Source organism: Mycobacteroides franklinii (assembly GCF_002013895.1).
GTDB lineage: Bacteria > Actinomycetota > Actinomycetes > Mycobacteriales > Mycobacteriaceae > Mycobacterium > Mycobacterium franklinii.
This window is the reverse complement of the sequence record NZ_MAFQ01000005.1, coordinates 393,305-418,208: the sequence shown is the minus strand read 5'-3', so window position 1 is coordinate 418,208 and position 24,904 is coordinate 393,305. Positions and strand designations below refer to the sequence as shown.

At 64.6% G+C, this 24,904-nt stretch carries 20 protein-coding genes; 9 read left to right on the top strand and 11 right to left on the bottom strand.

Features of this window, described 5'->3' with window-relative positions:
• Positions 1–87 precede the first annotated feature (87 nt).
• Positions 88–1,206 carry a sulfate ABC transporter substrate-binding protein gene (locus B4393_RS08885; protein ID WP_078333798.1) on the top strand — a complete coding sequence of 373 codons (1,119 nt, stop codon included), beginning with the start codon at positions 88–90 and terminating at the stop codon, positions 1,204–1,206.
• Positions 1,207–2,979 carry a SulP family inorganic anion transporter gene (locus tag B4393_RS08880; RefSeq protein WP_078333797.1) on the top strand — a complete coding sequence of 591 codons (1,773 nt, stop codon included), beginning with the start codon at positions 1,207–1,209 and terminating at the stop codon, positions 2,977–2,979.
• A 4-nt stretch (positions 2,980–2,983) separates the two neighbouring features.
• On the opposite strand, the gene B4393_RS08875 is transcribed toward B4393_RS08880, so the two are convergent.
• A complete protein-coding gene (locus tag B4393_RS08875) occupies positions 2,984–3,601 on the bottom strand; it encodes a TetR/AcrR family transcriptional regulator (RefSeq protein ID WP_070938050.1) in 618 nt (205 codons plus the stop codon).
• Positions 3,602–3,786: 185 nt separating this feature from the next.
• On the opposite strand from B4393_RS08875, the gene B4393_RS08870 reads away from it, so the two are divergent.
• Positions 3,787–4,674, top strand: coding sequence for a TerC family protein (locus B4393_RS08870; RefSeq protein WP_078333987.1), 888 nt, complete (start codon positions 3,787–3,789; stop codon positions 4,672–4,674).
• Here the strand turns inward: B4393_RS08870 and B4393_RS08865 are convergent.
• Together B4393_RS08865 and B4393_RS08860 are read right to left on the bottom strand one after the other, a co-directional pair.
• Entirely contained in the window at positions 4,671–5,966 is a 1,296-nt protein-coding gene (locus B4393_RS08865; RefSeq protein WP_236743135.1) for a cytochrome P450, read from the bottom strand. The genes B4393_RS08870 and B4393_RS08865 overlap by 4 nt on opposite strands.
• Positions 5,963–6,853, bottom strand: coding sequence for a metal-dependent hydrolase (locus B4393_RS08860; RefSeq protein WP_078333796.1), 891 nt, complete (start codon positions 6,851–6,853; stop codon positions 5,963–5,965). Before B4393_RS08860 ends, B4393_RS08865 begins: the two co-directional genes overlap by 4 nt.
• An 80-nt stretch (positions 6,854–6,933) precedes the next feature.
• On the opposite strand from B4393_RS08860, the gene B4393_RS08855 reads away from it, so the two are divergent.
• Positions 6,934–7,674 carry a MerR family transcriptional regulator gene (locus tag B4393_RS08855; protein WP_078333795.1) on the top strand — a complete coding sequence of 247 codons (741 nt, stop codon included), beginning with the start codon at positions 6,934–6,936 and terminating at the stop codon, positions 7,672–7,674.
• A gap of 2 nt (positions 7,675–7,676) precedes the next feature.
• On the opposite strand, the gene B4393_RS08850 is transcribed toward B4393_RS08855, so the two are convergent.
• The 3 genes from B4393_RS08850 to B4393_RS08840 all read right to left on the bottom strand — a co-directional run bounded on the left by B4393_RS08850 (position 7,677) and on the right by B4393_RS08840 (position 10,358).
• Entirely contained in the window at positions 7,677–8,039 is a 363-nt protein-coding gene (locus B4393_RS08850) for a YciI family protein (protein WP_078333794.1), read from the bottom strand.
• A 1-nt stretch (position 8,040) separates the two neighbouring features.
• Positions 8,041–8,397, bottom strand: a complete 357-nt coding sequence (locus tag B4393_RS08845; RefSeq protein ID WP_070938045.1) for a YciI family protein — start codon at positions 8,395–8,397, stop codon at positions 8,041–8,043.
• Between the two features lie 125 nt (positions 8,398–8,522).
• A complete protein-coding gene (locus B4393_RS08840; RefSeq protein WP_078333793.1) occupies positions 8,523–10,358 on the bottom strand; it encodes a fatty acyl-AMP ligase in 1,836 nt (611 codons plus the stop codon).
• Between the two features lie 302 nt (positions 10,359–10,660).
• Between B4393_RS08840 and B4393_RS08835 the strand changes: the two genes are divergently transcribed.
• Both B4393_RS08835 and B4393_RS08830 read left to right on the top strand, forming a co-directional pair.
• Positions 10,661–12,001 carry a cytochrome P450 gene (locus B4393_RS08835; RefSeq protein ID WP_078333792.1) on the top strand — a complete coding sequence of 447 codons (1,341 nt, stop codon included), beginning with the start codon at positions 10,661–10,663 and terminating at the stop codon, positions 11,999–12,001.
• Positions 12,002–12,058: 57 nt separating this feature from the next.
• Positions 12,059–13,345: a cytochrome P450 gene (locus tag B4393_RS08830; RefSeq protein WP_078333791.1), complete on the top strand. Its 1,287-nt coding sequence runs from the start codon at positions 12,059–12,061 to the stop codon at positions 13,343–13,345.
• Here the strand turns inward: B4393_RS08830 and B4393_RS08825 are convergent.
• Both B4393_RS08825 and B4393_RS08820 read right to left on the bottom strand, forming a co-directional pair.
• Entirely contained in the window at positions 13,342–14,472 is a 1,131-nt protein-coding gene (locus B4393_RS08825; protein WP_078333790.1) for a glycoside hydrolase family 3 N-terminal domain-containing protein, read from the bottom strand. The two genes, B4393_RS08830 and B4393_RS08825, sit on opposite strands and share 4 nt — an antisense overlap.
• Before the next feature lie 18 nt (positions 14,473–14,490).
• Positions 14,491–15,717 carry an RNA polymerase sigma factor gene (locus B4393_RS08820; RefSeq protein ID WP_078333789.1) on the bottom strand — a complete coding sequence of 409 codons (1,227 nt, stop codon included), beginning with the start codon at positions 15,715–15,717 and terminating at the stop codon, positions 14,491–14,493.
• 87 nt (positions 15,718–15,804) lie between these two features.
• Here B4393_RS08820 and B4393_RS08815 point away from each other — a divergent pair, with 87 nt between their 5' ends.
• A complete protein-coding gene (locus B4393_RS08815; protein WP_078333788.1) occupies positions 15,805–16,137 on the top strand; it encodes a TfoX/Sxy family protein in 333 nt (110 codons plus the stop codon).
• 79 nt (positions 16,138–16,216) lie between these two features.
• On the opposite strand, the gene B4393_RS08810 is transcribed toward B4393_RS08815, so the two are convergent.
• Together B4393_RS08810 and B4393_RS08805 are read right to left on the bottom strand one after the other, a co-directional pair.
• On the bottom strand, positions 16,217–17,893 hold the full coding sequence (locus B4393_RS08810) for a sulfatase-like hydrolase/transferase (protein ID WP_078333787.1): 1,677 nt from the start codon (positions 17,891–17,893) through the stop codon (positions 16,217–16,219).
• A gap of 66 nt (positions 17,894–17,959) precedes the next feature.
• Complete coding sequence (locus B4393_RS08805; protein WP_078333786.1) at positions 17,960–18,991, bottom strand: NADase-type glycan-binding domain-containing protein; 1,032 nt, start codon at positions 18,989–18,991, stop codon at positions 17,960–17,962.
• Positions 18,992–19,233: 242 nt separating this feature from the next.
• Here B4393_RS08805 and B4393_RS08800 point away from each other — a divergent pair, with 242 nt between their 5' ends.
• Positions 19,234–19,407, top strand: coding sequence for a DUF2613 domain-containing protein (locus B4393_RS08800; protein ID WP_005063958.1), 174 nt, complete (start codon positions 19,234–19,236; stop codon positions 19,405–19,407).
• A 43-nt stretch (positions 19,408–19,450) separates the two neighbouring features.
• Complete coding sequence (locus B4393_RS08795) at positions 19,451–23,683, top strand: alpha-(1->3)-arabinofuranosyltransferase domain-containing protein (RefSeq protein WP_078333785.1); 4,233 nt, start codon at positions 19,451–19,453, stop codon at positions 23,681–23,683.
• Here the strand turns inward: B4393_RS08795 and B4393_RS08790 are convergent.
• The gene (locus B4393_RS08790; RefSeq protein WP_236743147.1) at positions 23,566–24,687 is read right to left on the bottom strand and encodes an acyltransferase family protein; all 1,122 of its coding nucleotides are present in this window, start codon (positions 24,685–24,687) and stop codon (positions 23,566–23,568) included. The two genes, B4393_RS08795 and B4393_RS08790, sit on opposite strands and share 118 nt — an antisense overlap.
• Between the last annotated feature and the right edge of the window lie 217 nt (positions 24,688–24,904).

Sequence of the window (24,904 nt, the reverse complement as noted above, 5' to 3'; positions counted from 1 at the left end):
ACTCACGCTGATCACGACGGCTGTACTTCGGCGAACCGATCGTTACGATCGCTCGTCACTTCCTGCAGCAAATTCAAGGAGTACGTCGTGCCGGCAGACGAGGATCACCCCGAAGCGCCACCCGTCGACTGGCGGGCGCTGCTGCAGCGGCTCCCCCTGTTGAACATCCTCGGCGTGGTCGCCGTCCTTGTGGCGGCGACCCTGGTGGTGGTCAAGAATCTGCCCGACCACCGCACCGATCAACTGCTCAACGTCTCGTATGACCCGACGCGCGAGCTCTACAACGTTCTCGACGGCACCTTCACCAAGCGGTACAAGGACAAGACCGGCAAGACGATCGAGATCAAGCGCACCAACGGTGGCTCGGCCCGGCAGGCCCGCAGTGTGCTGGACGGCAGTCAGCACGCGGACGTGGTGTCGCTGGCGTCCGTCAGCGACGTGGACACGCTGAGCCTGCGCGGGCTGATCGCGCCGAACTGGCGGCAGCGGCTGCCCAACAACTCCGTCCCGTACACCTCGACCATCGTCTTCGTCGTCCGCAAGGGCAATCCGCGTGGCATCCATGACTGGCCGGATCTCGTCAAGGAAAACGTCTCCGTCATCACGCCGAATCCCCGCACCTCGGGCAATGGACAACTCTCCGTGCTGGCCGCCTGGGGATCGGTCGTGACACGAGGCGGGACGGAGACCGATGCGCGTGCCTATCTCGCCGCGCTGTTCCGGAACGTCGCAGCCCTCGACAGCGGAGCGCGCGGAGCCACCAACACGTTCTCGGTTCAGCGGCTCGGCGATGTGCACCTGACGTGGGAGAACGAGGCGATCAACGAGGTCGACGCCAACAAGAACGAACTCGAGATCGTCTATCCGCCGGTGAGTATTCGCGCCGAACCGGCGGTCGCCTGGGTGGACGCCAATCTGGGCGATACCAAGCGGGCCGCAATAGCCAAGGCCTATCTGGAGTATCTCTTCACCGACGAGGCACAGGAGGTCGCCGCTCAGCGCGGCTATCGCCCGTTCAAGCCCGAAATCCTTGCCCGCCACAGCAATACGCTGCCCGCGATCACCCTGTTCCCCATCACTGCGATCGCGTCCAGCTGGGACGACGCGCGTCAGAAATTCTTCTCCGACAACGGAATCTACGAGACGATCCCGCGCAACACCGATCGCGGCACCACGACCTTCGCCTCCGACAGACAGGGGCGTTAGATGCCTTCGACACTGGGACTATTCGAGAACTACGACGCGCTCAAGGCCCGTCGTGACATCGTCGCCGGTCTGACCGTGGCGGCGATTTCACTGCCTCAGGCCATGGCCTACGCACTGATCGCCGGGGTCGACCCCAAGTACGGCGTCTACTCCGCGATCGTGGTCACCACCATCGCTTCGATATTCGGCTCCTCGTCGCACCTCATCAACGGACCGACCAGCGCAATCTCGCTGCTGGTGTTCAGCTCGCTGGCCTTCTTGGATCCGGAGAACCGCACCGGCCTATTCGAGGCGCTGTTCCTCCTGGGCGTCCTGGTGGGCACGATCCAGATTCTCATCGCCGTCTTCAAGCTCGGCGATCTCACCCGGTACATCTCCGAGTCCGTCGTCATCGGATTCATGGCAAGTGCCGCCCTGCTGCTCGCCATCGGCCAATTGGCCAACGCAATCGGCGTGCGCGACAAGGGAGATGGGCACATGCAGGTGCTGCAGCGCGCCTGGCTCACCTTGTTCCACGGCGATGCGGTGAACTACCGGGCGCTGGTCTTGAGCGTCTCGGCGGTGGTGTTGGCGGTGCTGCTGCGCCGGCTGGTCCAGCGCTACGGACTACCGCAGATCGACATGCTGCTGGTGCTGATCGTCACCGCCGTCATCGCCTACGCCTACGGCTGGACGGTCCCCGATGGGACTGGGCACACCGATGTGAAGATCTCCGGCAAGATCCCGGCCAGCCTCCCGGAGTTCCATATCCCCGACGTACAGGTGAGCACCCTTGGCGAGCTGTCGCATGGCGCGCTGGCCATCGCGTTCATCGGCCTGATCGAGGCGTTGTCCATCGCCAAGGCCATCGCGCACCACACCGGGCAGCAGATCGACTACAACCGGCAGATCCTCGCCGAAGGTCTGGCCAACTTGACCGGCGGCTTCTTCCAGAGCCTGCCCGGCTCGGGCTCACTGTCCCGTTCCGCGATCAACTACCAATCGGGTGCTGCCACCAGGTTTTCCGGAATCATCAGTGCGGCAACGGTAACCATCGCGCTGCTGCTCTTCGCTCCCCTGCTCCGCTATATCCCACAGGCCGCCCTCGCAGGCCTGCTGCTGGTCACCGCCGTGCGGTTGGTGGACTTCCGGCGGCTCGCCTACGCCGTGAAAGCGTCACGATACGACGCCGGCCTGGTCATCATCACGGCGCTGGTTGGTGTGGCCGTCAACCTGGACACCGCGGTGCTGGTCGGCGTGGTGCTCTCGATCCTGTTGTTCGTGCCCCGCGCGGCCAAGCTGAAGGCGGCCGAACTCGTCGTGACCGACGAGGGTGTCATCCGCGAGCGGACCCCGCAGGACGGCACCGCCGGTGCGGCGTCACCCGTCATCTACGACCTGGAGGGTGAGCTGTTCTTCGGTGCGGCACCAGAACTCGATCGCTATCTGGACGCTCTACACACCCGGATCCGCGACGAAAATCTCAAGGTGGTCATCCTGAGACTGAAACGGGTGCGCCACCCCGACGTCGTCTGCATCGAACGTCTCGAACACTTCATCAGGGAGCAACAGGAGCGCGGGGTGACCGTCCTACTGGCCGGGGTTCGCCCGGATTCGCTTGCGCTGCTTAAGAATGTCGGATTCACCCAATGGCTGCCGGCCGAGCAGGTGTTCCCCGAGGAGGACAAGGAGTTCTCGGCGACACTGCGGGCCGTCAGGTACGCGCAAACGCGGTTGGAGGAGACAGCCTCGGACGCGACGACGCACCAGGACAAGCTCTACTACCTGGTGTGACGCCTTAGGCGCGCTTGGCCACGGGTTCATCGCGTGGACGACCGCGCAGACCGCGCCAACCCAGGTTGAGCAACGTGTCCTTGGCACTCTCGACCTTGATATCGCCCGTGGCCACTCGCGATGCGACGGCCTCACCACCGCCGACAAGCGCCACCGCCATGGCGTCGTAATCGGTGTCGGGGTCGATCTCCGGGGAGGCGGCCTTGATCAGCCTGGCCACCAATTCGATGATCCTGTCCCGACCCTCACGCACCTGCTTGGCGAAAAGCTGTGTACTGGTGGCCTGTCCGTAGATCACGATCCACGAAGCCCGGTGGGTATCGACGTAGTCGAGAAACGACACAACCGTGGTGCTCAACACATCTCGAGGCGATTGGGTCAGATCGATATCGCCACGCACCGCTTCCACGAATCGGCCGAGTTCACGACGCAAGCAGGCTACGAAGAGATCTTCCTTGGAGCCGTAATACAGGTAGAGCATCGGCTTGGAGATCTTGGCCGCCGCGGCGATGGCATCCATCGAAGTATCCCGGAAACCGTTGAGCGCGAACTCCTGCACCGCGGCATCCAGCATCTGCTGCTCCCGAACAGCACGGGGCAGCCGCTTGGTACCACCGGCCATTGCTGCCTCCGAGCTTCGGGCGTGAACGCGAACTTACTCCAGAGTAAGCTACTGGGTAGTTCGACTATTACATACGTCCCACTGGAGCGGGCTGACTCTGCCCAAACGGAGTGTTTTTCTCTCCGCCTCTAGGGTAGCGCGCAAACGTCATCCTCCGGATACCCCCACCCCGTACTATGCGCCGCGTGGACTTCACCCTCGCACTAACCCCAGACCTGGTGGCCGTCTTCCTCACCCTGTTTGTGCTGGAGGTGGTGCTGGGTATCGACAATGTCATCTTCATCTCGATCCTCGCCAGCAAGCTGCCCGCCGGCGAGCAGGCGCGGGCGCGCAATCTAGGACTCACGCTGGCAATGGTCATGCGGGTCGGCCTGGTCTTCCTGGCGGGCTGGATCATCACCCTCAAAGAAGACGTTCTCGAACTGTTCGGCCATGGCTTCTCGATCAAGGACTTCATCCTGATCGCCGGTGGGCTGTTCCTGGTCTACAAGGCCGTCCACGAGATACACCTCAAGCTCGAAGGTGCCACAGACGAGAGCGAATCATCCACCGGAGGAACCACATTTAAGTCCGTATTGGTGCAAATCCTGCTGTTGGACCTGGTGTTCTCACTCGACTCGGTCATCACGGCGGTCGGCATGACAAGCAACATGATCATCATCGTCACCGTCGTGGTGCTCTCCTTCGCGATCATGCTGTTCGCCTCCCGGTTCGTCTTCGCCTTCGTCAATCGGCATCCGACGGTCAAGATGCTCGCACTGTCCTTCCTGCTACTGATCGGGGTGTTCCTCATCGCCGACGGATTCGGCATCAAGATCGACAAAGCCATGATCTACGGCCCGATGGCGTTTGCGATTCTCGTCGAGGCGCTCAACCTACTGGCCGCAGCACGAAAAGCCAAGCAACACAATACGACCCGTGAGCCCGTTGCCCTAAGGCCCAGCTATCCGGGTGTCAACGAGTCCGTGGCGATCGCGGCGGCCACATCGGCCAGCCCCGACGCGGGTTCGGTCGGCCTGTCCCGAAGACCAGTCGACGGCGCCGGGGGTGATGCGCGCGCGGGTCTGGGCTAGCGGGGCACGGCACGCACGCGCAGCTCCTCGAGACCGCGCAACGAACTGTTGGTAGTCCATCGCGGCTCGTCGGTGATCTCGATGCGTTCCACCCGATTGACGAGCTCACGCAACACGGCCTGTCCCTCCATGCGGGCCAGCCCCGCGCCCAGACACAGGTGCACACCCGAGCCGAACGCCACATGCTGACTGACGGGCCGGGCGGCGAGAAAGCGATCAGGGTCCTCGAACTCGCGTGGGTCGCGGTTGGCCGCACCCCACAATAGGGCGACGCGCGACCCCGCCGGAATCACCGCGTCACCTACGCAATAGTCCTGTGCCGCAGTTCGATAGAAGTTCTGAATCGGCGAGGAGTAGCGCAGCTGCTCCTCCACCGCTCCGGCAAGAAGCTGCGGGTCGGACCTGACGAGCTCGAACTGGTCCGGGTTCTCCGACATGGTCAGAAACATGGTGCTCAACAAATTCGTGGTGGTCTCGTTGCCCGCCAACAGGAGCAGCAGCGTGAAGTAGAACAGCTCGTCGTGGCTGATCTGACCTTCACCTGCATCGGCAACCAGCTTGCCCAACATGGTGTCTGACCCCAGCAGATTGCCCTTGCCGAGCTGGGTCATGAAGTAGTCGTGCAGATGCCGGACTCCGTTGAGAGTCCCCGGAACCTGACCAACACCCTTGAGGGAGAACTGCACATCGGCGACGCGGACCGACTCGTTGGACCAGTGGCGGAAAAACGCCTCATCTTCGGGTGGTATGCCCAGAATGTGCGCGATCATCCGCATCGGCAAGGGAACCGCAAGATGTTCAACGACATCCCAACCAGGATTGTCGAGCAGGTCGGTCACCAGCTCGGCGGCCAGCTGGTCCACGGTGGGCGCCCAGCCCTCCAGGGCACCGCGAGTAAACCCGGGCAGCGCCCTACGCCGCAGTTCGGTATGTCGTGGCCGGTCCATATTCAACAGGACGGGCACATCAAACCGGGCCCGCACCACTCCATCCCGATTCGACAGCAGCGCGTCGTTACGGGCGGCCGCCCGCACATCCTCGTAACGGCACAAGATGAAGATGTTGCGCTTGCGGTTGTAGTGCACGCGGCCGCCGGCCAGCAGTGCCCGATAGCCGACGTGAGGATTGGCTGCGGTCTGCGGATCCATGGGATCGAAGGTGGTCTCCTGCACGCCGGGGAACACGCGGCGGCGCACCTTGGCACGCAGTTCATTCGACGCATTCGTCACGATGGACCGCACCACCGGGCTTGTGGTGGTGCGCACCAGCCGCATGTCGTGTTTGAGCGTCATTTCAGGTGATCCACAAGCTCCCCATTGGTACCGAAGAGCCTTTCTTGCCATTCGACCAGGAGGGCGTTGGTGTCGATGTCATCGGGATGAAATCCCCTGCGCGTGAATGGCTTCATCTCCCGATAGAAGCCGCGCAGCAGGGGACCCCGGACCACACCAACGGTTTCGCGCAGCACACGCCATGGCTGCTTTCGGCCGACAGGATCGGTGGTCAGGATCGAAACCCAGGAAGAGAGCACGCCGACCGGTATCACGATATTGGCCAGCACCCGCATCATGTTGATACGTAACGTTTCTGACCCACCGATGGTGCGGTAGACATCGAAGGCAACCGACTTGTGCTCCAGCTCCTCGATGGCGTGCCAGTTGAGCAGATTCTTGATTTCGGGATCGGTCATCATGTGCTGCAGTTCCGGACGACTCAGCACGTTCTCGGCCAGCACCGCGGTGAAGTGCTCGGCGCCGACAGTGAACGCCAACAGCAGGTGCCGGAACCTGCGGCACCTGTCCGGGTCGGGGTATTGCTCGTCGAGAAACTTCTCCAGCCGTTCGGTGCTGTTCAGGATGTACTCGAACCACGCGGTCGGATAGCCCATTTCAGCGAGTTGCTTGTTGAGATCGCGGTGATGCAGCCCATGTGTCATTTCCTGGCCGATAAACCCGGCCACCCGCTTCTTCAGATCGGGATCGGTGATCTTGTCGCGATACCGTCGCACCGAGCGGACGAAGATGTCCTCCCCTGGCGGAAAAACTGCCGACAGGAACGCCACCGTATGACTGAACGCGATGTCGTTGTTCGCGAAATACCTTTGTGCAGAATCTGGCTCATCGAACCGGAATGCAATCCGTCGGGTCTTCGGGTAACTCGCCTGGGCAGCGACGGTCATGGGGATCCTCTCCGTTGACGTTCCAGATATAAACATAACGGAAACTTCCGTAACGGACAATGGGGTAATCTTTAGACCTGATGGACCTGACTATCGACCAGCTGGCACAGCGGGTGGCCATGACGGCGCGCAACATCCGCGAGTGTCAGACACTCGGACTGGTACCCCCTCCCGAGAAGCGGGGCCGCGTCGGCATCTACTCCGACGAGCACGTCGCGATCATCAACCACGTCAAAAACCTGAAATCCCAGGGCTTTCCGCTCGATGTCATCCGCCGGGTCATCGATTCCGGCGGCGGCTCCGAAGACAGCGTCCGCAAGATGGTCGCCGAGGCCCTGAGCCCCTTCGCCACCGGCGCGCCCGTGGTGATGCCGCGTGCCGAGCTGATCAAACGCCTCGGCGTGGGTGCCGATGCGATGCTCGCCGAGGCGGGCCTGGTGTCCGATATCGACAAGAAGACGGTATCGGTTCGAGACCCGGAGACTCTCGACACCGTCGACCTACTGGTGACGGCGGGCATGTCGTTGACTCGTATATCCGAGACCCTGCGCGAGGTAGACCGGCTCCAGCATCAGATCGCACAGCTGCTCTTGGGTGCGTACGTGGCCGACGTGTGGCAGCCCTTCGTCGAGTCCGGCTACACCTCCGGCGATTGGGAGAATATTGCCGAAAATGCCTCGCGAGCAAAGCAATTGACGGTCACGCTGGCCTCGCGCCTGTTAGCACGGGCCCTCGATGACACCGTCGACCCGATCCTGCTGCAACAGGCCGACGAAGCCGAGGCGGTACTGGAGCGCGACCGCCCGGCCTCGTCTGCCTGATCTCAGTCGACCTCGCCGCAGCCCCGGTCCAGGCCGCGCACCTCAATGGGGCACCACACCGCACGGGATACCTCGGCCGCCCACTGCTGTGCCTCGGCCAGCGTCGGCACATCGATGATGCTGAATCCCCCAAGCTGTTCCTTGGTTTCGGTGTACGGCCCGTCGGTGGTGGTGTGGCCGGATGCGCCGGCGACGACCATCGTGGCGGTGTCGGCAGGCTGCAGACCGGCCGCGAACAGCCACACCCCCGCTTCCTGCATGCGACGGGTGAGCGCCTGTACATCGGCGCCAATGGTTTCCAGCGCCGACTCGTCGGGCTGGAGCGCACCGGGCGCGTAGACGATCGACAACATGTAGCGGCTCATGTCAGGCCTCCTGGTCCTGGAAGGGACGCACCTCGACAGGCTCCTCGCAGGCCGCCGATCCTTCGGCAGCCCATTTCAGGGCCGCGTCGAGGTCGGGGGCGTTGATGATCCAGAAGCCGCCGAGATGTTCCTTGGTCTCCAGGTACGGGCCGTCGGTAGCGGTGACCTTGCCGCCCACGCTGCGGACCACCGTCGCATCCGACGGTTCGGTCAGCCCGTTCGCGAAGACCCAGACACCGGCCTCCTTCATCTTCTCGTTGACCGCGCCGGTCTGGGCGTACAGCCGTTCCATGTCCGCGTCACTCACGTTGACGGCGTTGTTGGCGTAGCTGTGAACCGAGAGCAGGTACTGCTTCATGGTCGTCCCTTCCTATCCGTATCTGGCGATCGGGCGCCCTATCGGCTTCCCTTCAACCTCACCACGAATAGACCTCCCCGGAATCGACACCTCATCGAAAAATCTTCAGGAGATCGCAGAAGATCTCACGATTGGTCGGTGAGGTACTGCTGACGACAGGCTCGGCGCGCGATTTTTCCGCTGCTGGTGCGCGGGATGGCACCGGCCTGAACCAGCCGGACATCGGCGACCGGCAGGGTGTGCCGACGGGAGACGGCGGCCCGGATCGCATCGACGATGGGGCCGGGTTCCGCCCGTCCGGCTCCTGCGGCCCGTTCGGCGACGATGACCAACCTCTCGCCGGCACCATCGCCCTCGTCGACACCCGCGGGCAGTTCGTTGGCCGGCACAGAGAAGGCTGCCACGAACCCGCGCCGCACCACCGGCGAGGCATCTTCGACAGTGGCCTCGATGTCGTGGGGGTAATGGTTGCGGCCGTCCACGATCACCAGGTCTTTGACCCGGCCGGTGATGTACAGCTCGCCGTCCAGATAGACACCGAGGTCGCCCGTGCGGAACCAGATGGCGCCCGGTTCGGTGCCGGTCGCGTGGCTGCCCTCATCCAGGCGCGCCTGCAGTTTGTTATGGAAGGAAAGGTTGGTCTCCTCCGACCGGCCCCAGTACCCGCGACCAATGTTGTTGCCGTGTAACCAGATCTCGCCAATCTGGCCATCGGGCAGCTCCGCCTCTGCGTTGGGGTTGACGATGACGGCCCACTGGCTGCGAGCGATCTGTCCGCAGGACACCTGCGGCATCGCGTTCTCGTGCGCGGCGTTCACCCGGGTGGCGTACCCAGCACCCAACTGCTCACGATCCACGTAGATGACAGACGGCTCCGCATCAGGGGCGATGGAGGAGACGAACAGCGTCGCCTCTGCCATCCCGTAGGACGGCTTGATCGCGGTGTGCGGCAGCCCATATGGACCGAAGGCTTCGTTGAACTTGCGGATCGACGCGATGCTGACCGGCTCGGAGCCATTGATCAGTCCGGCGACATTGCTGAGGTCCAGGGTTTCGCCGTCCTTCGGCAGGCCCCGCTCGGCGGCAAGCTCGAAGGCGAAATTGGGGGCGGCACCGAAGGTGCGTCCGGCGTGGGACGCGGCGGCTAATTCTTTGATCCAGCGGCCGGGTCTGCGCACGAAAGACATCGGAGACATCAGCGTCATGCGGCCGCCGCAGAGCGGGAACATCAGCATCAGCAGGCCCATGTCGTGGTACAGCGGCAGCCAACTTGCTCCCCGCACATCCACATCCAGGCCGACCGAGATGACCATCTGCAGCACGTTGGTCATCACCGCACGATGGGTGATCTCCACACCGGCGGGCACGCGCGTCGAGCCCGACGTGTACTGCAGGTAGGCGATGTCATCGGTATCCGGGGTCACCCGTGCGTACGTCGCACCCACCGAGTCCGGCACGCCATCGACCGCCAAGACCCGGGGGCGACGTTCACGCGGCAGCCTTCGGATGAAGCTGCCGACGGATTCCGCGGCCGCCTGGTTGGTCAGCACGACCGTCGGGTGGGCGTCGGCAAGGACCGCGTCGAGCCGTTCGGCGTGTCCGGGGAGTTCCGGGGCGAACAGGGGCACGGCGATGTTCCCGGCCTCGATGGCGGCGAAGAAGCCGATGACGTAGTCCAGGCTCTGCGGGGCCAGGATCGCGACCCGATCACCGGGTTTGGTCACCTGCTGAAGCCTCGCCGCCACCGCGCGTGAACGCGCGCGGAGCTGCGGCCAGGTCAGGTCAGCGGGCACACCATCGGGATCGCTGCTGAAGTCCATGTAGCGGTAGGCAAAAGTGTCGTGCGGTCCGTCGACCGCGCATTCCAGGTAGTGGTTGACGGTATAGCCGTCCGGAAGCGAGATTGCACCCGTCTCATCGAGGTACTCCTCGACCCGCAACCCTGACACAACTGAGTTCATCGCAGCCTCCGCATAGCCGTAACTACGACAGCCGGTGAACGAGCAGCAATGAACGAGCCATCACGCTTTTGCTACGGTCCCGACCGAACGTAGATGGTACGTGACGTACCAGTTGCAAACGGTACTCGATGTCTCACTAAGACGCCGTGTCTAAAAAGGCCCGAGAGCACATTGTTCACTGTGCGCTTTAACACCCAGGCATGGTGATGTGACGGGTACGACCGCTGCGGCCGTTTCGGCATTCCCTTCCGGCCGGGACGCTATTAGACTCGTGCCAAATAGCATCCAGCGTTGGAGGCACTATGCGAACCAGGGATCAGCTCAAGTACTGGTCGCGGTGGGCCACCATGCATGGCATCAGCCGCGCAGCGCTACTGACTCAGGTACGCAAGATGCCCCTGGCGGCCTTGCTCCTCGGTCCCGACCGCGCCGAGAAGCACTACCAATACATCGAAGAGATCCGCGCACAAGGACCGATCGCTCCCACCCGTGCGACCGGCCTGGTGTTCACCGGACTGGACATGACGCGCGAGATCCTGCGGGACAGCCGCTTCATCACGGCCTCACCGAACAACCTTCCCTCCCCCGTGCTCCCGCCCGGCCTCTCGCGGTGGATATACGCACGAACCGAACCCGGCCTGCCCAACCCGGTCGAGCCGCCCGCCATGCTGGCCGTGGATCCACCAGAGCACACCCGGTTCCGCAAGCTGGTGTCCAGGGCCTTCACACCGCGCGCCGTGGGCAAGTTGGAGGATCGAATCCGCGAGGTCACCGTTGAACTGCTCGACAACCTGGAGAAGGGCGAGCGCGCCGATCTGCTCGAGGATTACGCCTCTCAACTTCCGGTGGCCATCATCGCCGAGATGCTCGGCGTACCGCGTGCCGACGCCCCCTTCTTGCTGGCCTGGGGCAATCACGGCGCCACTCTGCTCGATATCGGAATGCCTTGGGCCGCATACCGAGAAGCTACTCGAGCACTGACCGAGATCGACTACTACTTCGACGCCCACCTGATCCGGCTGCGCAAGGAACTCGCACAGGACCCCACCATCGACGGCATCCTGGCCAGCATCGTGCGCGACGGCGGCCTGAACGACCGAGAACTCAAGGCCACCATGGCGCTACTGCTGGGCGCAGGATTTGAGACGACGGTCAACTTGATCGGGAACGGCATCGTGGCCTTGCTTCGCCACCCCGAGCAGCTCTCCCATCTGCGGGAGAACCCGGAGGGCTGGCCCAACGCCGTCGAGGAGATCCTGCGGTACGACTCGCCGGTGCAGCTCACCGCGCGGGTGGCCACCGAGGCCGTCGAATTCCCCGGGCACACCCTCCAGGCCGGCGCGATGGCGGTACTTCTTCTCGGCGGAGCCAACCGCGACCCGTCGGTTTTTGACGAGCCCAATGCCTTCGATGTACGCCGCGCCAACGCGCGTGAGCATGTGGCCTTCGGCAGCGGTGTCCATGTCTGCCTCGGAGCAAGCCTGGCCCGAATGGAAGGCGTGGTGGCGCTGCAGTCGCTCTTCGAGCGCTTCCCCGACCTCGCCCTGGCTGCCGATCCCACCCCCGGTGAGCACGTCAATCTGCATGGCTTCGGAAATCTGCCCGTGAACCTCGGCCGTGCCCACGTGCGATCGAACAGCTAATCTCGATGTTGCTCGTGTCCATCCGGCATCGAGCGAGCCGACACGGGGATCGGATGGATGCAGGACCGGATCAAACAGCGCACGCATTGGTTGGTGACACACGGCATAGCTCGCGCGTACCTGAAAAGGCTTGCTCGCAAAGGAGAACCCGTTGCACAGCTGGGCATCGACACCGCCCACGCCGCCGACATCTACAGCTTCATCGACAAAATCCGGGCCCGCGGGCGGATGTCGAAATTCGGAGACGGTTGGTTTACCGCGGACGCTCAGATCGTTCGAACCATCTTCCGCGACAATCGGTTCGTCACCTTCAAACCCGAGCATCGGTCCGGCTCCCCGATAATTCAACGTCTGGCCGCGTGGAGCGATCCGCAGCTGCTCAATCCCGCCGAACCACCCTCGATTCTGATCACCGATCCCCCGGATCACGGGCGACTGCGGCGTCTCGTCGCCGCCCCGTTCACCCCGCGTGCGATCGAAAGCCTCCGCGGCCGCATCAAGGAGGTGACCAACGGCCACCTGGATGCGCTGCAGCAGCGCCAGAATCCGGATCTGATCGCCGACTTCACCGCGAAGATCCCGATCGCCGTCATCGGCGAGATGATCGCCGTTCCGCCGCAGGACTACTCGCGGCTGTACACGGCGATGAACCGCGCGATCCAGCTGATCGCAACCACCGCACCGTCTTGGCGCGAGTATCAGGACGGCACCGCGGCCCTGCGCGAGATCGACGCATACCTCGAGAAACACGTCACCCGGCTGCGCCGGGATGGCACCGAAAGTGAGCTGGCCACAGCACTTCTCGATAGTGATCTGAGCCACTTCGAGCTCAAGATGTTCTTCGCGGTGTTCCTGGGAGCAGGATTCGTCACCACCACACACCTGATGGGCAAGGCGATCGTCACGCTGCTGCGTCACCCCGACCAGCTGGCCGCGCTGCACGCCGATCCAGAGTTGTGGCCCAACGCCGTCGAGGAGCTCATGCGCTACGACACCTCGAATCAATGGTCGGCCCGCGTCGCCACCGAAACGGTCGAGATCGACGGGCACACCATCGAGGCAGGTCAGTCGGCACTGCTGCTTCTCGGTGGGGCCAATCGCGACCCGGCGGCGTTCGAGAACCCCGACGTCTTCGACATCACCCGGACCAATGCGCGCGAAAACATCACGCTGGGCACGGGAATTCACGTCTGCCTGGGCCAGGTACTAGCACGCGTCGAGCTGCACACGGCGTTGCAGTCCCTCTTCGAACGCTTTCCCCGGCTATCGCTCGCCGGCGAGCCGGAGTACTACGCCGGGATGGGCATCCACGGCCTGCGCCGCCTCCCCGTCTCGCTGGGCTAGCCGCAGGCCGGCACGCCCTTGAACGCCAGCACCCGGCGCACCGAGGCATTGATGGCGTCACCGTTCAGTTCACCTGCGTTGTAGGCCGATTCGAGGCGATCCAGCACCGCACCAACCTTCTCGGTGCTCACCCACAGCGCCCAATCGACGCCCGCCTTGAGCGCCTTGAGCACCGCCTCTTCGATCGGGAAGCGGTCGGTGATCGCGGCCATCGAGGACAGGTCGTCGGTGAAGATGACCCCGTCGAAGGCCGGCGCGCCATATCCGGTTCCCTTGCGCAGCAGGTCGACTGCGGCCGGGCTCAGGCTTGCGGGGTCGTCGTCGGTGAGTCCGGGCACCTGCATGTGGCCGATCATCACGGCAGCACCGCTGGTGACCAGCGAGCGATACGGCAGCAGATCGTTGTCCTTCAGCTGCTCCAGCGGCGGGGTCACCACACCGTTGGTATGCGAATCACCCGAGGCGTGACCATGTCCCGGGAAGTGTTTGACCACGGCGCCCACACCGCCCGCCTGGTATCCGCGCACAGCCGCCTCGGCGTATTCGGCGACCTTCTGCGGGTCACCGCTGAAGGAACGGTCACCGATGGCGCCATCAGGATCACCATCGGTGACATCCGCGTCGGGCGCGAAGTCGATGGTGATTCCCAGGTCCTTCATCTTCTGGGCGCGTTCCTGGCTCAGCGCCTGCACCTGCTCCGTCGTCTGGGTTGCCGCCAGTTCCCGCGCGGAGGGAGACGGACCGATGAGGTCCTTGAGACGCGACACCCGGCCGCCCTCCTCGTCGACACTCACCGCGGCCGGGATCGGGCCCGCGGTGACGACGTCGTGCAGGGAGCCGTCGGTCAGCATCTCCTTCTTGGTCCAACTGCCGACGAAGATGCCGCCGACGTGGTGATCACGCACCAGCGCTCGGGCATCGTCGGCATCCTTGACGCCCACCATGAGCAACTGTGCCAACCTGTCGCGTGTACTCAGGCAGGCCAGATCACCGGCGGGCGCCGCCGTGACCGGCGCCTTCGGTGTCGCTGAGGACTCGGCGGTGTTCTTCGACGGCTCCGATGTGTTGCCACCACAGGCGGTAAGCGCCGCGACGACGAGACCGGTCAGTACGGTGCCTGCACGCATTCTCATGAGGCCATGGTGTCATGCGCGGGGTTCGAGCCGGGCCAGCCGGTCGCCGAGGTAGTTGCGAAACACTTCGTTGTCCGTGAGTTCCAAGGCTTTTCGATATGCGTCGGCCGCCTCGACGTCCCGATGAAGTCGTGTGAGTAGATCGGCCCGTGCCGCGTGCAACGGGTAGTAGCCGTCAAGATCGGCCCGCAGGGGCTCGATGGCATCCAGCCCGGCCTGTGCGCCATCGCGTTCCGCGACGGCTACCGCGCGGTTGAGGGCGACGACGGTCATGGGGCAGTGCTGCATCAGCTGGTCGTACAGGGTCACGATCTGCCCCCAGTCGGTGAGCGCTGCCGAGGGTGCATCGTCATGAACGGCGTTGATAGCCGCCTGGATCTGATACGGCCCCGGGGCGTTGCGGCGCAGGCAGCGGCGCACCAACTCATGTCCCTCGGTGATCATCGGCCTGTTCCACCGGGTGCGGTCCTGATCGGCGAGCAATACCAGCGCTCCGCTGTCATCGGTGCGGGCGGGACGGCGTGCTTCGGTCAGCAGGACCAGCGCCAGCAGGCCCCACGCCTCGGGCTCATCGGGCATCAGCTCCACCAGCACCCGTGAGAGCCTGATCGCTTCCCCAGAGAGATCCGTGCGCGTGAGCTCCGTGCCCGACGAGGCCGCGTACCCCTCGTTGTAGATCAGATAGAGCGCGGCCAGCACCGACGAGAGCCGGTCCGGCAGATCGTGGTCCGCGGGCACTCGATACGGAATACCCGCCGAGGCGATCTTCTTCTTGGCGCGCGTGATGCGCGCGGCCATGGTCGATTCGGACACCAGATACGCGCTGGCGATCTCCGGGGTGGTGAGCCCGCCGAGCAGCCGCAGGGTCAGCGCGACCTGCGCCTCCGGCGACAAAGCCGGATGGCAGCACGTGAAGATGAGTCGCAGGCGATCATCGTGCACCGGACCCACCTCCCGTGGCTCCGGCGGTGGCTCCTCGAAAGCAATTGCCTCCCGCGATAATTCGTCGCGCCGCTGGTCGCGACGCAACTTGTCGATGCCACGGTTGCGTGCGGTTGTGGTGATCCAGGCACCGGGGTTGGGTGGGATGCCATCGTGTGGCCACTTGACGATGGCCACCTCGAACGCCTCCTGCACGGCGTCTTCGGCGATGTCGATGCTGCCGAAGTAGCGGATCAACGTCGCCACGGTGTGGCCGTACTCTTCGCGAAAGATGCGGCCGATCTCCTGTTGCGCCACGGGTCAATGGTGCCTCTCTGAGGTCGTGTGTCCTGGAAGAACCACGAACGAGCAGTGCGGAAATCGACAGCGCGCCACAATTGACCCATGGCCTACGACGAAGACCTGGTTGAGCGCATCCGTGAGGTGATCGCCACCACCAAGGGCGTCACCGAGAAGCGGATGTTCGGTGGGCTGGTGTTTCTGGTCAACGGTCACATGACGGTCGCCGCGAAACGCGGTGACGGACTGCTGGCCCGTTGCGATCCTCAGGACACCGAAGCGTTGGTCGCCAAGGCACATGTGAACCGGATGGTGATGGGTGGGCGCGAGATGGATGGCTGGCTGAGCGTCGATGCCGAGGGGGTGCGCACCAAGCGGCAGCTGGAACCGTGGGTGAAACGCGCGCTGGCCTACGCCGGCTCGCTGCCACCCAAGTAGCCGTGCCGAGTGTGAAGTTGCTGCGGGAAATCGCCGGAATTTCCTCAACAACTTCACGCTCGACGAAAAGGCTTGAGGTTCAACCCCCGCGCAGCACCATCAGCTTCTGCATATCGGCCAGCCCCTGCTCCTGGGCCTGGCCCAGAAAGGTGGGCAGCGGCGCCTGTACCTCGGGCAGCACCTCGTGGTCAATGAGGGCCTGCAGCTCCGCTTGCTTGGCACTGTCACCGGCCTGGTTCTCGGACTCCTGCTGGCCGGAAGGCGTTGAATAGTCGTAGAACTCGCGATCCGACGGTCGCGATGTGTCGATCTGCATGCCGACGGGTTTCCAGTACGAATAGTTGGCCAGCTTGGCCTCGGCGGTACGCACCGCGACGATATGACTCGGCGCGGAGGTCGGGATCTCGGTGGGCGCGTTCTCGCCCATCACCGCACGGATACGGGGATCCTTGAGCAGGGTCGCCATCTCCTCCACCGACATGTCATCGGTGACGTGGGCAATCCACTTACGCCCTGCTGCATTGTTTTTCGCGATATCGGCAATATCGGCGCGCGCCGCAAGATACGAGAAACGCGGATCCGAACGCCACCCGTTGCCGCCGGATCCGATGGTGAGCAGCAGGGGCGCCAGGTCAACGCTGGAGGTGAGCTGGGTGCGTGTCTCCCCCGGTTTCGGGGTGAGCACACCATGCGGATCGCGGATATACAGCGGAACCCGGATGGCTTCCTCGTAGGCCGTCGCCCCCTTGCCGCGCAACCCATGTGAGCCCGCGTACTCCCCGTGATCGGAGGTGAAGATGACGACGGTGTTGCCGTCGATCTCCGGACGTGACGCCAGTTTGTCGAGCACCCGGCCGATCTGGGCATCCACCTGTTGTTGCAGCCACAAGTACATGTCCAGGCAACGGGCCCATTGGCGGGCCATGTCCGGGCCCGAGTAGGTGACCGAGCCCGTCATGATCGGCGACATGAAGTTGGCGTAGTCGATCTGCAATTGCGGTTTGCGGTGCTGCCGCAGCTCATCAGGAGTCTGGAAGTTGACGGGCACCCCATCAAACCAGTGTGGAACATCCTCCGGCAGAGGATTTTTCGGCCACCAGCAGATGTCATGTGGATTCACCAGTGAGACGGTGGTGCACCACGGCCCCTTGCCCGCCTCCGCGTCGAACCATCCCGCGAACTGGTCGACGATCCCCGGGTCCTTCTGCAGTCCCTGGTTCGGCATGCCGTTCGGCGAGGGGAAGGTTCCACCTGAGAAGCCGTGAGCATCAAGACCTTCAGGGTTGTTGTCGCTCCAGTCACCCAGATGCCATTTACCCCACCACCACGTCCGGTACCCCTGCTGACGCAACATGGTGCCCCAGGTGGGGAACTGTGGGGCCAGGCTCGATTCGCTCGGTCCCTCCCCGGTGTACAGACATCCGGTCTGGTGTGAATACAGCCCGGTCGTCATGGCGCCCCGCGACGGCGTACACATGTTCGACGCGGTGTAGTGGGACCCGAAAGATACACTGTCCCTTTGTAACCGACTGAGGTTCGGCAAGAGGTTGGTGAGTTTCTGGACGTCGGGGAACCACTGCGGCGCCCTCATCTGATCCACGACGATCACCAAGATGTTCGGCTTGTTCCCATCGGATGCCGACGAATCGCCGTGCCTCGGTGTGCGGAGGAGTTCGTACCCCCCGAACCCGACGGCGGCGGCACCGGCCGCGATCGCCCCGGTAGTAAGCACGGTCCTGCGGTTGAGCTCAGCCATGGATCCAACGTAACCGCAATTCGGCGGCAATGAACTCTGACGAGCTCAGCTGGTTTTGTACGCCCGTTACGGTCGCGCCGGAGCAGGCACGGCAGGTGCCGGCGGCGCCTGTCCTGGCGTCGGCATCGGAGGCGGGGCGCCCACCGGAGGTGCTGGCGGCGTGGCGGGTGCCGGTGCCGGTCCCTCGGAGGCCGTGGGCTGCGTGCCCATGATCTCGATCTCGCTCACCGACACCAGTCCGTTGAAGGCGTCCTGACGCTGCCCGCTCTTGTTCACGATCGATACGCCGGGTTCGGTGGCCTCGATGACCATGGTTACCGAATCGGTCACCACATTCACCTTGATACTGGCCAGCGCGCGGCTCACCGGTACCTGCTGCTTGACCGAGCTACCGTCACTGAATTCCCAACGCACCCTGGTGATCTTGCGGTTCTGAGCGAAGCGGTCCGAGCCGTCGATATCGGTCTTGGCGTATCCCGGAATCAGACCGACCGAGGTGACGAGCATCGGGTGATCGAACTTGGCCGTGATCGACTGCCCGTCCTGTTCCTTCCACTGGCAACGCCACGCGGTCAGTGGATCGGTGTCGAAGGCCTTGGCGGGGTCGTAGACGTACTTCGCCCCATTGCTATCGGTGCCGTCCTCGGCCTGAACGCAATTGGTAGACACGTCCACCGGCTTGATCGGGCTCGAGGCCACCGGCGGCGGCGCGGTAGTGGTCGCGACGGCGCTGCTGCTGGGGGTCTTCGCGTCGTTCGGCGGGAGCATCCCATGTGTCTGCGGAGTGGTTCCGTCGCCGTGCACCGCCATGTACCCGACGTATCCGAGCCCGACGATCACGAGCACACCGGCCAGCATCGCGAAGGCCATGACCACCCCGCGGTGCGACCGCGCGTTGGGATCCCGCCACGGATCAGAGAACTGCACCTGGGCGGCCAGGCTGGGCGGGCACGCGGGCAGCTGCGCCAGGGCCTCACGCAGATCGGGCCGCGCCTGCCACAGTCGCAATAGCTGATCCTGCGGTAGCGCCGGATTGTGCGCGGCGGCGAACTCCGCGTCATAGTCCGGCGCCGGTCCGTAGTTGTATGGACCGGTCATGGGCGGCCATTATTCCGCACGGACGCGCACGAGTAGCCACACCCGACCGCTCGCCATACCGGTCTATTCACGGTTCAACATATTCCTCGCTCATCCGAACTGGCCCGCTGCCCACCCCCTACCTCGCCCGCGGGGTCCAGCTGATGGTCGCACTATTGCGACGGCTTGTCCGCCGGAGAATCGTTGCTGATCGAGAACGTGCTAGTTTGGCCGCTGTATCTGCATGACCTAGAGGAGCTCCGATGACCAGATTTGTGGTGCCGGCCGCCGCGAGCGTGCTGATCGGGCTGCTGCTGGGCGCCGCCGCGGTCTTCGGCCTGACGCTTTCGGTCGAGCAGGACAAGAAGCCGGTCGTCACCGGCATCGATCCGTCGACGGCAATCCTCAACCGGCCCGACTACGGCAACCGGAGCTGACATCTCGCGGCTCCCGACCGCGCCGCGCCGCCCTTCCTGACCCGTGACGCACCGCCTCGACTCTTCACCGCTGCGCCGGCGGTGGCTCGTGGTTGCCTCCGCACTCGCCCTGCTGCTGACCTTCTCTCAATCACCCGGGCAGATTTCTCCGGATACCAAGCTGGATCTGGCGATCAATCCGCTGCGCTTCGCGGCGCGTGCGCTCAATCTTTGGAGCAGTGACCTGCCCTTCGGGCAGGCACAGAATCAGGCGTACGGATATCTCTTTCCCCACGGTGCCTTCTTCTCGCTGGGCCATCTACTCGGTGTGCCCGCCTGGGTGACCCAACGGCTGTGGTGGGCGTTGCTCGTGGTGGCCGGGTTCTGGGGCGTCATCCGTGTTGCCGAGGCGCTGGGTATCGGTACCCGCGGCTCCCGGATCTTCGCGGCGATCGCGTTCGCGCTGTCTCCCCGGGTGCTGACGACTCTCGGCGCCATCTCCTCGGAGACGCTGCCGATGATGCTGGCCCCGTGGGTGCTGTTCCCGATCATTCTGACGTTCCAGGGCCGCATGTCGCCGCGCCGGGCGGCGGCGTGGTCGGCAGTGGCGGTTGCCTTGATGGGTGCGGTCAACGCCGTGGCCACCGCCCTCGCGTGTGGGGTCGCCGTCATCTGGTGGCTGGCTCACCGACCCAACCGGACGTGGTGGCGCTTCACCGTCTGGTGGATTCCCTGCCTGGCGCTGGCCACCAGTTGGTGGATTGCGGCTCTGCTCATCTTCGGCAAGATCAGCCCAAAGTTCCTCGACTTCATAGAATCCTCCGGCGTCACCACCCAATGGACCTCGCTGACCGAGGTGTTGCGCGGAACCGACAGTTGGACGCCGTTCGTGGCCCCGACGGCGACGGCGGGTTCCTCGCTGGTCACCCAGTCGGCCATGGTCATCGCCACCACGATGATCACCGCCGCAGGCATGGCGGGGCTGGCCATGCGGGGCATGCCGGCGCGCGGGCGACTTGTCGCCATACTTCTGGTCGGCTTGGTACTGCTGACGGCCGGGTACACCGGCGCACTCGGATCACCGGTGGGTCAACAGATTCAGTTCTTCCTGGACGACGGCGGCACCCCGTTGCGCAATGTGCACAAGCTGGAGCCGTTGATCCGTCTACCGTTGATTCTCGGCTTGGCGCACGCGTTGTCACGGATCCCACTGCCCGCCAGCATGCCCGCGCGGGAATGGCTTTCGGCACTGGCACGACCGGAACGCAATCGAGCCGTCGCCTTCTCGATCGCACTGTTCGTGGCGCTCGCCGCCAGCACATCGCTCGCGTGGACGGGCCGGCTGGTACCCCGCGGCGGCTTCGATGCGATCCCGGAATACTGGAGCGATACGGCGCACTGGCTCGCCGATCATGACGACGGCGGGCGTGCACTCGTGGTGCCGGGCGCTCCGTTCGCCATCCAAACCTGGGGTCTCACCCGCGACGAGCCGCTGCAAGTATTGGGACAAACCCCTTGGGGAGTACGTGATTCCATCCCCTTGACACCTCCGGAAACCATCCGGGCCATCGATTCCGTGCAGCAACTGTTCGCCGCGGGCCGCCCCTCGGACGGACTGGCCGACACCTTGGCGCAGCAGGGCATCTCCTACCTGGTGGTGCGCAATGATCTGGATCCCGACACCTCGCGTTCCGCACGCCCGATCCTGGTGCACCACACCATCGAGGCGTCTCCGGGGCTGACCAAGGTGGCACAGTTCGGCGACCCCATCGGGGCCGGAACGCTGGAGGGCTTTGTCGCGGACAGCGACCTGCGGCCTCAGTATCCCGCGGTCGAGATCTACGCGGTGGGTCCGCAAAAGCACAACGGCGACCCGTATTTCGCGGATATCGACAGCATGCCCAGGGTGGCGGGCGGGCCCGAGGCGCTGCTGCGGCTGGGCGAGCGGCGCCGCCAGCTGAACGAGCAGCCGCTGGGCCCGTCTCTGTTGGCCACGGATGCCGCTCAAGCCGGTCTGCGCCCCGGCCCCGCGATGGTCACGGACACACCGCTGGCTCGCGAGACCGACTACGGGCGGGTAGACGATCATTCTTCGGCCATCCGCGCGCCCGGCGACAAACGTCGCACCTTCAATAGAGTCCCCGACTACCCGGCCACCGGTGTTCCTCTCGTCAACGGAAGTTGGACGGGCGGAACCATCTCCGCCTCCAGCTCCGCATCGGATTCCACCGCGCTGCCCAATGTGGCACCGGGCACCAGCACGGCGGCCGCGATCGATCGCGACAACGGGACAAGCTGGGTCAGCAGCTCCTTGGAAGCTGCTCTCGGACAATGGATTCGTGTCGATCTGGATCGGCCGATCACCAATGCGATTCTCACCGTCACGCCGAGCGCAACCGCCTTGGGCGCGCAGGTGCGGCGGCTGGAGGTCGAGACCGACAACGGTACGACGTCGGTGCGATTCGACGAACCGGGCAAACCCCTGGATATCGCGCTACGGCCCGGGGAAACCAACTGGGTCAAGGTAACCGCAACCGGAACCGACGACGGCACCTCCGGCGTCCAGTTCGGAGTCACCGAATTGTCGCTGACTCAATACGATGCCGCCGGATTCGCCCACTCCGTCGATCTGCGCCACAGCGCGACGATCCCCGCGCCTCCGGCCGGTGACAACCCGCTCGGCTGGGATTTGGGCTCCTCCCTGGAGGGCCGATCCGGTTGCGCCCCTTCCTCACAACGCTTGCGGTGTGCCGCGACGCTGTCCCTGGCACCCGAAGAACCCGGCACATTCATCCGAACATTGACAGTCCCCCAACCTATTTCGCTCACGCCGAAGTTGTGGGTACGCGCACGTCCGGGCCCGCAGCTGCACGATTTGATCCAACAACCGGGCACCACCGTCGCGACCGGAAGCTCCGACGTGATCGATCCCAGGGGCTCGTCGTACGCGGCCACCGACGGCGATCCGGGCACGGTCTGGACCGCGCCGCAGGATTCGGTGCAACGCCAACATCTGCCGTCCCTCGTCATCAAACTCCCCAAGCCCACCGCCGTCGGCGGAATTCGGTTGCGCCCCAGCCGCACCGAGGTGCCGGCACACCCCAGGCAGGTCGCGATCAATCTTGGCGACGGTCCGCAAGTGCGGTCCATCGACACCAAGGCCGATGTCACCGAGCTGGCCCTGCACCCGTTCGTCACCGATACCATCACGCTCACGGTGACCGACTGGACCGACATCATCGACCGCACCGCATTGGGATTCGATCAACTCAAGCCGCCCGGCCTCGCCGAGGTCGTCGCACTGGACGCGGACCACCGGCCCATTGCCCCGGCCGACGATGTGGCGAACAGCAAGCGCACGATCACCATCGGATGCGATCGCGGACCGATCCTCGCTCTGGCCGGACGCTTTGTGCCCATGTCCATCACGGCCACGGTGCGTGACCTGTTGGACGGCAAAGTTATTCAGGCGACGCCCTGTGACACCAATCCGATTGCCACCGGTTCCGGGGCGCAGGACGTGACCGTCAATCCGAGCCAGCAGTTCATCGTTGATGGGGTACAGCTGACCGCACCCGGTACAACACCGGCCGCCGCGACGGCGACGATCGCCGCCAAGGGCACCTGGGGACCGGATCGGCGCGAGGTCACCGCCGAGCCTGCACGCCGCGATCGGATACTTGTGGTGCCTGAAAGCATCAACCCCGGATGGGTGGCACGCGATGCGCAGGGGCACACGCTTGCCCCGGTACGCGTCAACGGATGGCAGCAGGGCTGGGTGCTGCCATCCGGCGACGGCGGAAAGATCACGCTGACATTCGGCCTCAATACCTGGTACCGAGCGGGCCTCTTCGGCGGGCTGGCGCTGCTTCCGGTCCTCGCACTCTTGGCCCTGCTGCCGGTGCGACGGAAAACCACGCTGCCGCGCGTGGTTCCCTGGCGCTCTGGCCCGGCCGCGGGTGTCGCGGTCTTGGCGGCTCTCACCGCGATCAGTGGCATCGCCGGGGCGGTGGTGGGCGTGACAGCCCTGGTGTTCAAGGTGTGGACCCGTTGGCCGCTGCGCGCACTCACCGTCGCAGGCTCGTACATCGCGGGCGGCTCACTACTACTGGCCGGTGCGGCTCTCTCACGGCATCCGTGGCGATCGGTGGGCGGCTACACCGGTCACTCGTGGTGGATTCAGCTGCTGGCGCTGATCTCGGTGGCCACCGTGGCCCTGGCCGCGGTCCGGCTCCCATCACGACGCTTCTGGAAGCGGCGCAGTGCCTCCCGTGACGGGGATTCGACCAGCGCATAACTCACCGCGGCCATCGCGAAGCCGAAGATCAGCGTGAGAATCAGCACCGACGGGAAATGCCCACTGAACGGAAATCGTCCGATGACGGTGAAGACCATGTTCAGCGCGGCCAGGTGCCAGATGAACAGGCCATAGGACCAACGCCCCAATGTCACCATGAGCGGGCTGCCCAACACCCGATGCGGAGTACCCGGGGCGTCCAAGGTCAGCGGCATGAGCAGCGCCCAGGCCAGCGTCGCTCCCATAGCGATCTTGACCGCGTACTGGTGCGGGGGTGCCTGGATCAGCCCCTCCGGCCCCGCCAGCGGCGATGCCGCCACGGCGAACGCGATGAGGGCCACGACGGCCAGTACGACCCGGCGGCGGGCCAGGCGCAGCGTCCAGGCGGGCGGGGCCGCACTCCATTCGGCCAGCAGCATCCCCGCGACGAACCATGAGAAGAAGGCGGGAGGCCACGTCAGCGGATTGATACCGGCGGGACTGTGAAACGGGATGAACGACCACCCCAAGCTGACCACCCCGGCCGCCAGCAGCAGCGAGGCCCGCCACCGAACCGGCGACCGCCGCATGATGAGCGCGATGACGGGCAGCGCGATGTAGAACGCGACCTCCACCGCCAGGCTCCACATCTGCGTCAGACCCGCCGTCAAAGTTAGCGGGATGTACAGCTGAGTGAGCGTCAGGTTGGCCAGCCAGACGATCCAACGGGCTCCTGCCGCATCCGGCAACAGCAACAGCACCACGAAGACGGCGGCCAGGTAGGCCGGGACGATGCGCACGAACCGCGACGCGAAGTAGCGCCCGGTGCTCACCGGAGGCGGTCCCTGTGCCGCTGGCTGGGCGGCTAGCGCATGCGGTCGCCACAACAGAAATCCCGATAGCGCGAAGAACACGGCCACCGCCAGGTCGAAGCGGCCCAGGATACGGCCGTCGACACCACCGTTATGGCCGGTCTGGAACGCGGTGTGGGTGACGACAACCCCCATCGCGGCGCAAGCGCGCATGCCCTCCAGTGCGGGTACGAAGCCCCGCGCATGGACGGCAGGGGCTGCTGGAGCCGAGGGCCGCGCTGTGGTCACCCCGCCGAGGGTACGGTTCTGAGCCGATCCGAGGACATTCGACCAGAACCAAGACCTGCGGACCGTACGATCGCCGAATGACCACCTAACGGCCGCGGCTGTTAGGGTCAGACAGATTTGCCCTGGGCATGCTGTGTCATCC

Coding starts and splice junctions, on each gene's coding strand:
- B4393_RS08880 (WP_078333797.1), top strand. CDS start 1,207: ATGCCTTCGACACTGGGACTATTCGAGAACTACGACGCGCTCAAGGCC.
- B4393_RS08875 (WP_070938050.1), bottom strand. CDS start 3,601: ATGGCCGGTGGTACCAAGCGGCTGCCCCGTGCTGTTCGGGAGCAGCAG.
- B4393_RS08865 (WP_236743135.1), bottom strand. CDS start 5,966: ATGACGCTCAAACACGACATGCGGCTGGTGCGCACCACCACAAGCCCG.
- B4393_RS08860 (WP_078333796.1), bottom strand. CDS start 6,853: ATGACCGTCGCTGCCCAGGCGAGTTACCCGAAGACCCGACGGATTGCA.
- B4393_RS08855 (WP_078333795.1), top strand. CDS start 6,934: ATGGACCTGACTATCGACCAGCTGGCACAGCGGGTGGCCATGACGGCG.
- B4393_RS08850 (WP_078333794.1), bottom strand. CDS start 8,039: ATGAGCCGCTACATGTTGTCGATCGTCTACGCGCCCGGTGCGCTCCAG.
- B4393_RS08845 (WP_070938045.1), bottom strand. CDS start 8,397: ATGAAGCAGTACCTGCTCTCGGTTCACAGCTACGCCAACAACGCCGTC.
- B4393_RS08840 (WP_078333793.1), bottom strand. CDS start 10,358: ATGAACTCAGTTGTGTCAGGGTTGCGGGTCGAGGAGTACCTCGATGAG.
- B4393_RS08835 (WP_078333792.1), top strand. CDS start 10,661: ATGCGAACCAGGGATCAGCTCAAGTACTGGTCGCGGTGGGCCACCATG.
- B4393_RS08830 (WP_078333791.1), top strand. CDS start 12,059: ATGCAGGACCGGATCAAACAGCGCACGCATTGGTTGGTGACACACGGC.
- B4393_RS08825 (WP_078333790.1), bottom strand. CDS start 14,472: ATGCGTGCAGGCACCGTACTGACCGGTCTCGTCGTCGCGGCGCTTACC.
- B4393_RS08815 (WP_078333788.1), top strand. CDS start 15,805: ATGGCCTACGACGAAGACCTGGTTGAGCGCATCCGTGAGGTGATCGCC.
- B4393_RS08810 (WP_078333787.1), bottom strand. CDS start 17,893: ATGGCTGAGCTCAACCGCAGGACCGTGCTTACTACCGGGGCGATCGCG.
- B4393_RS08805 (WP_078333786.1), bottom strand. CDS start 18,991: ATGACCGGTCCATACAACTACGGACCGGCGCCGGACTATGACGCGGAG.
- B4393_RS08800 (WP_005063958.1), top strand. CDS start 19,234: ATGACCAGATTTGTGGTGCCGGCCGCCGCGAGCGTGCTGATCGGGCTG.
- B4393_RS08790 (WP_236743147.1), bottom strand. CDS start 24,687: ATGCGCGCTTGCGCCGCGATGGGGGTTGTCGTCACCCACACCGCGTTC.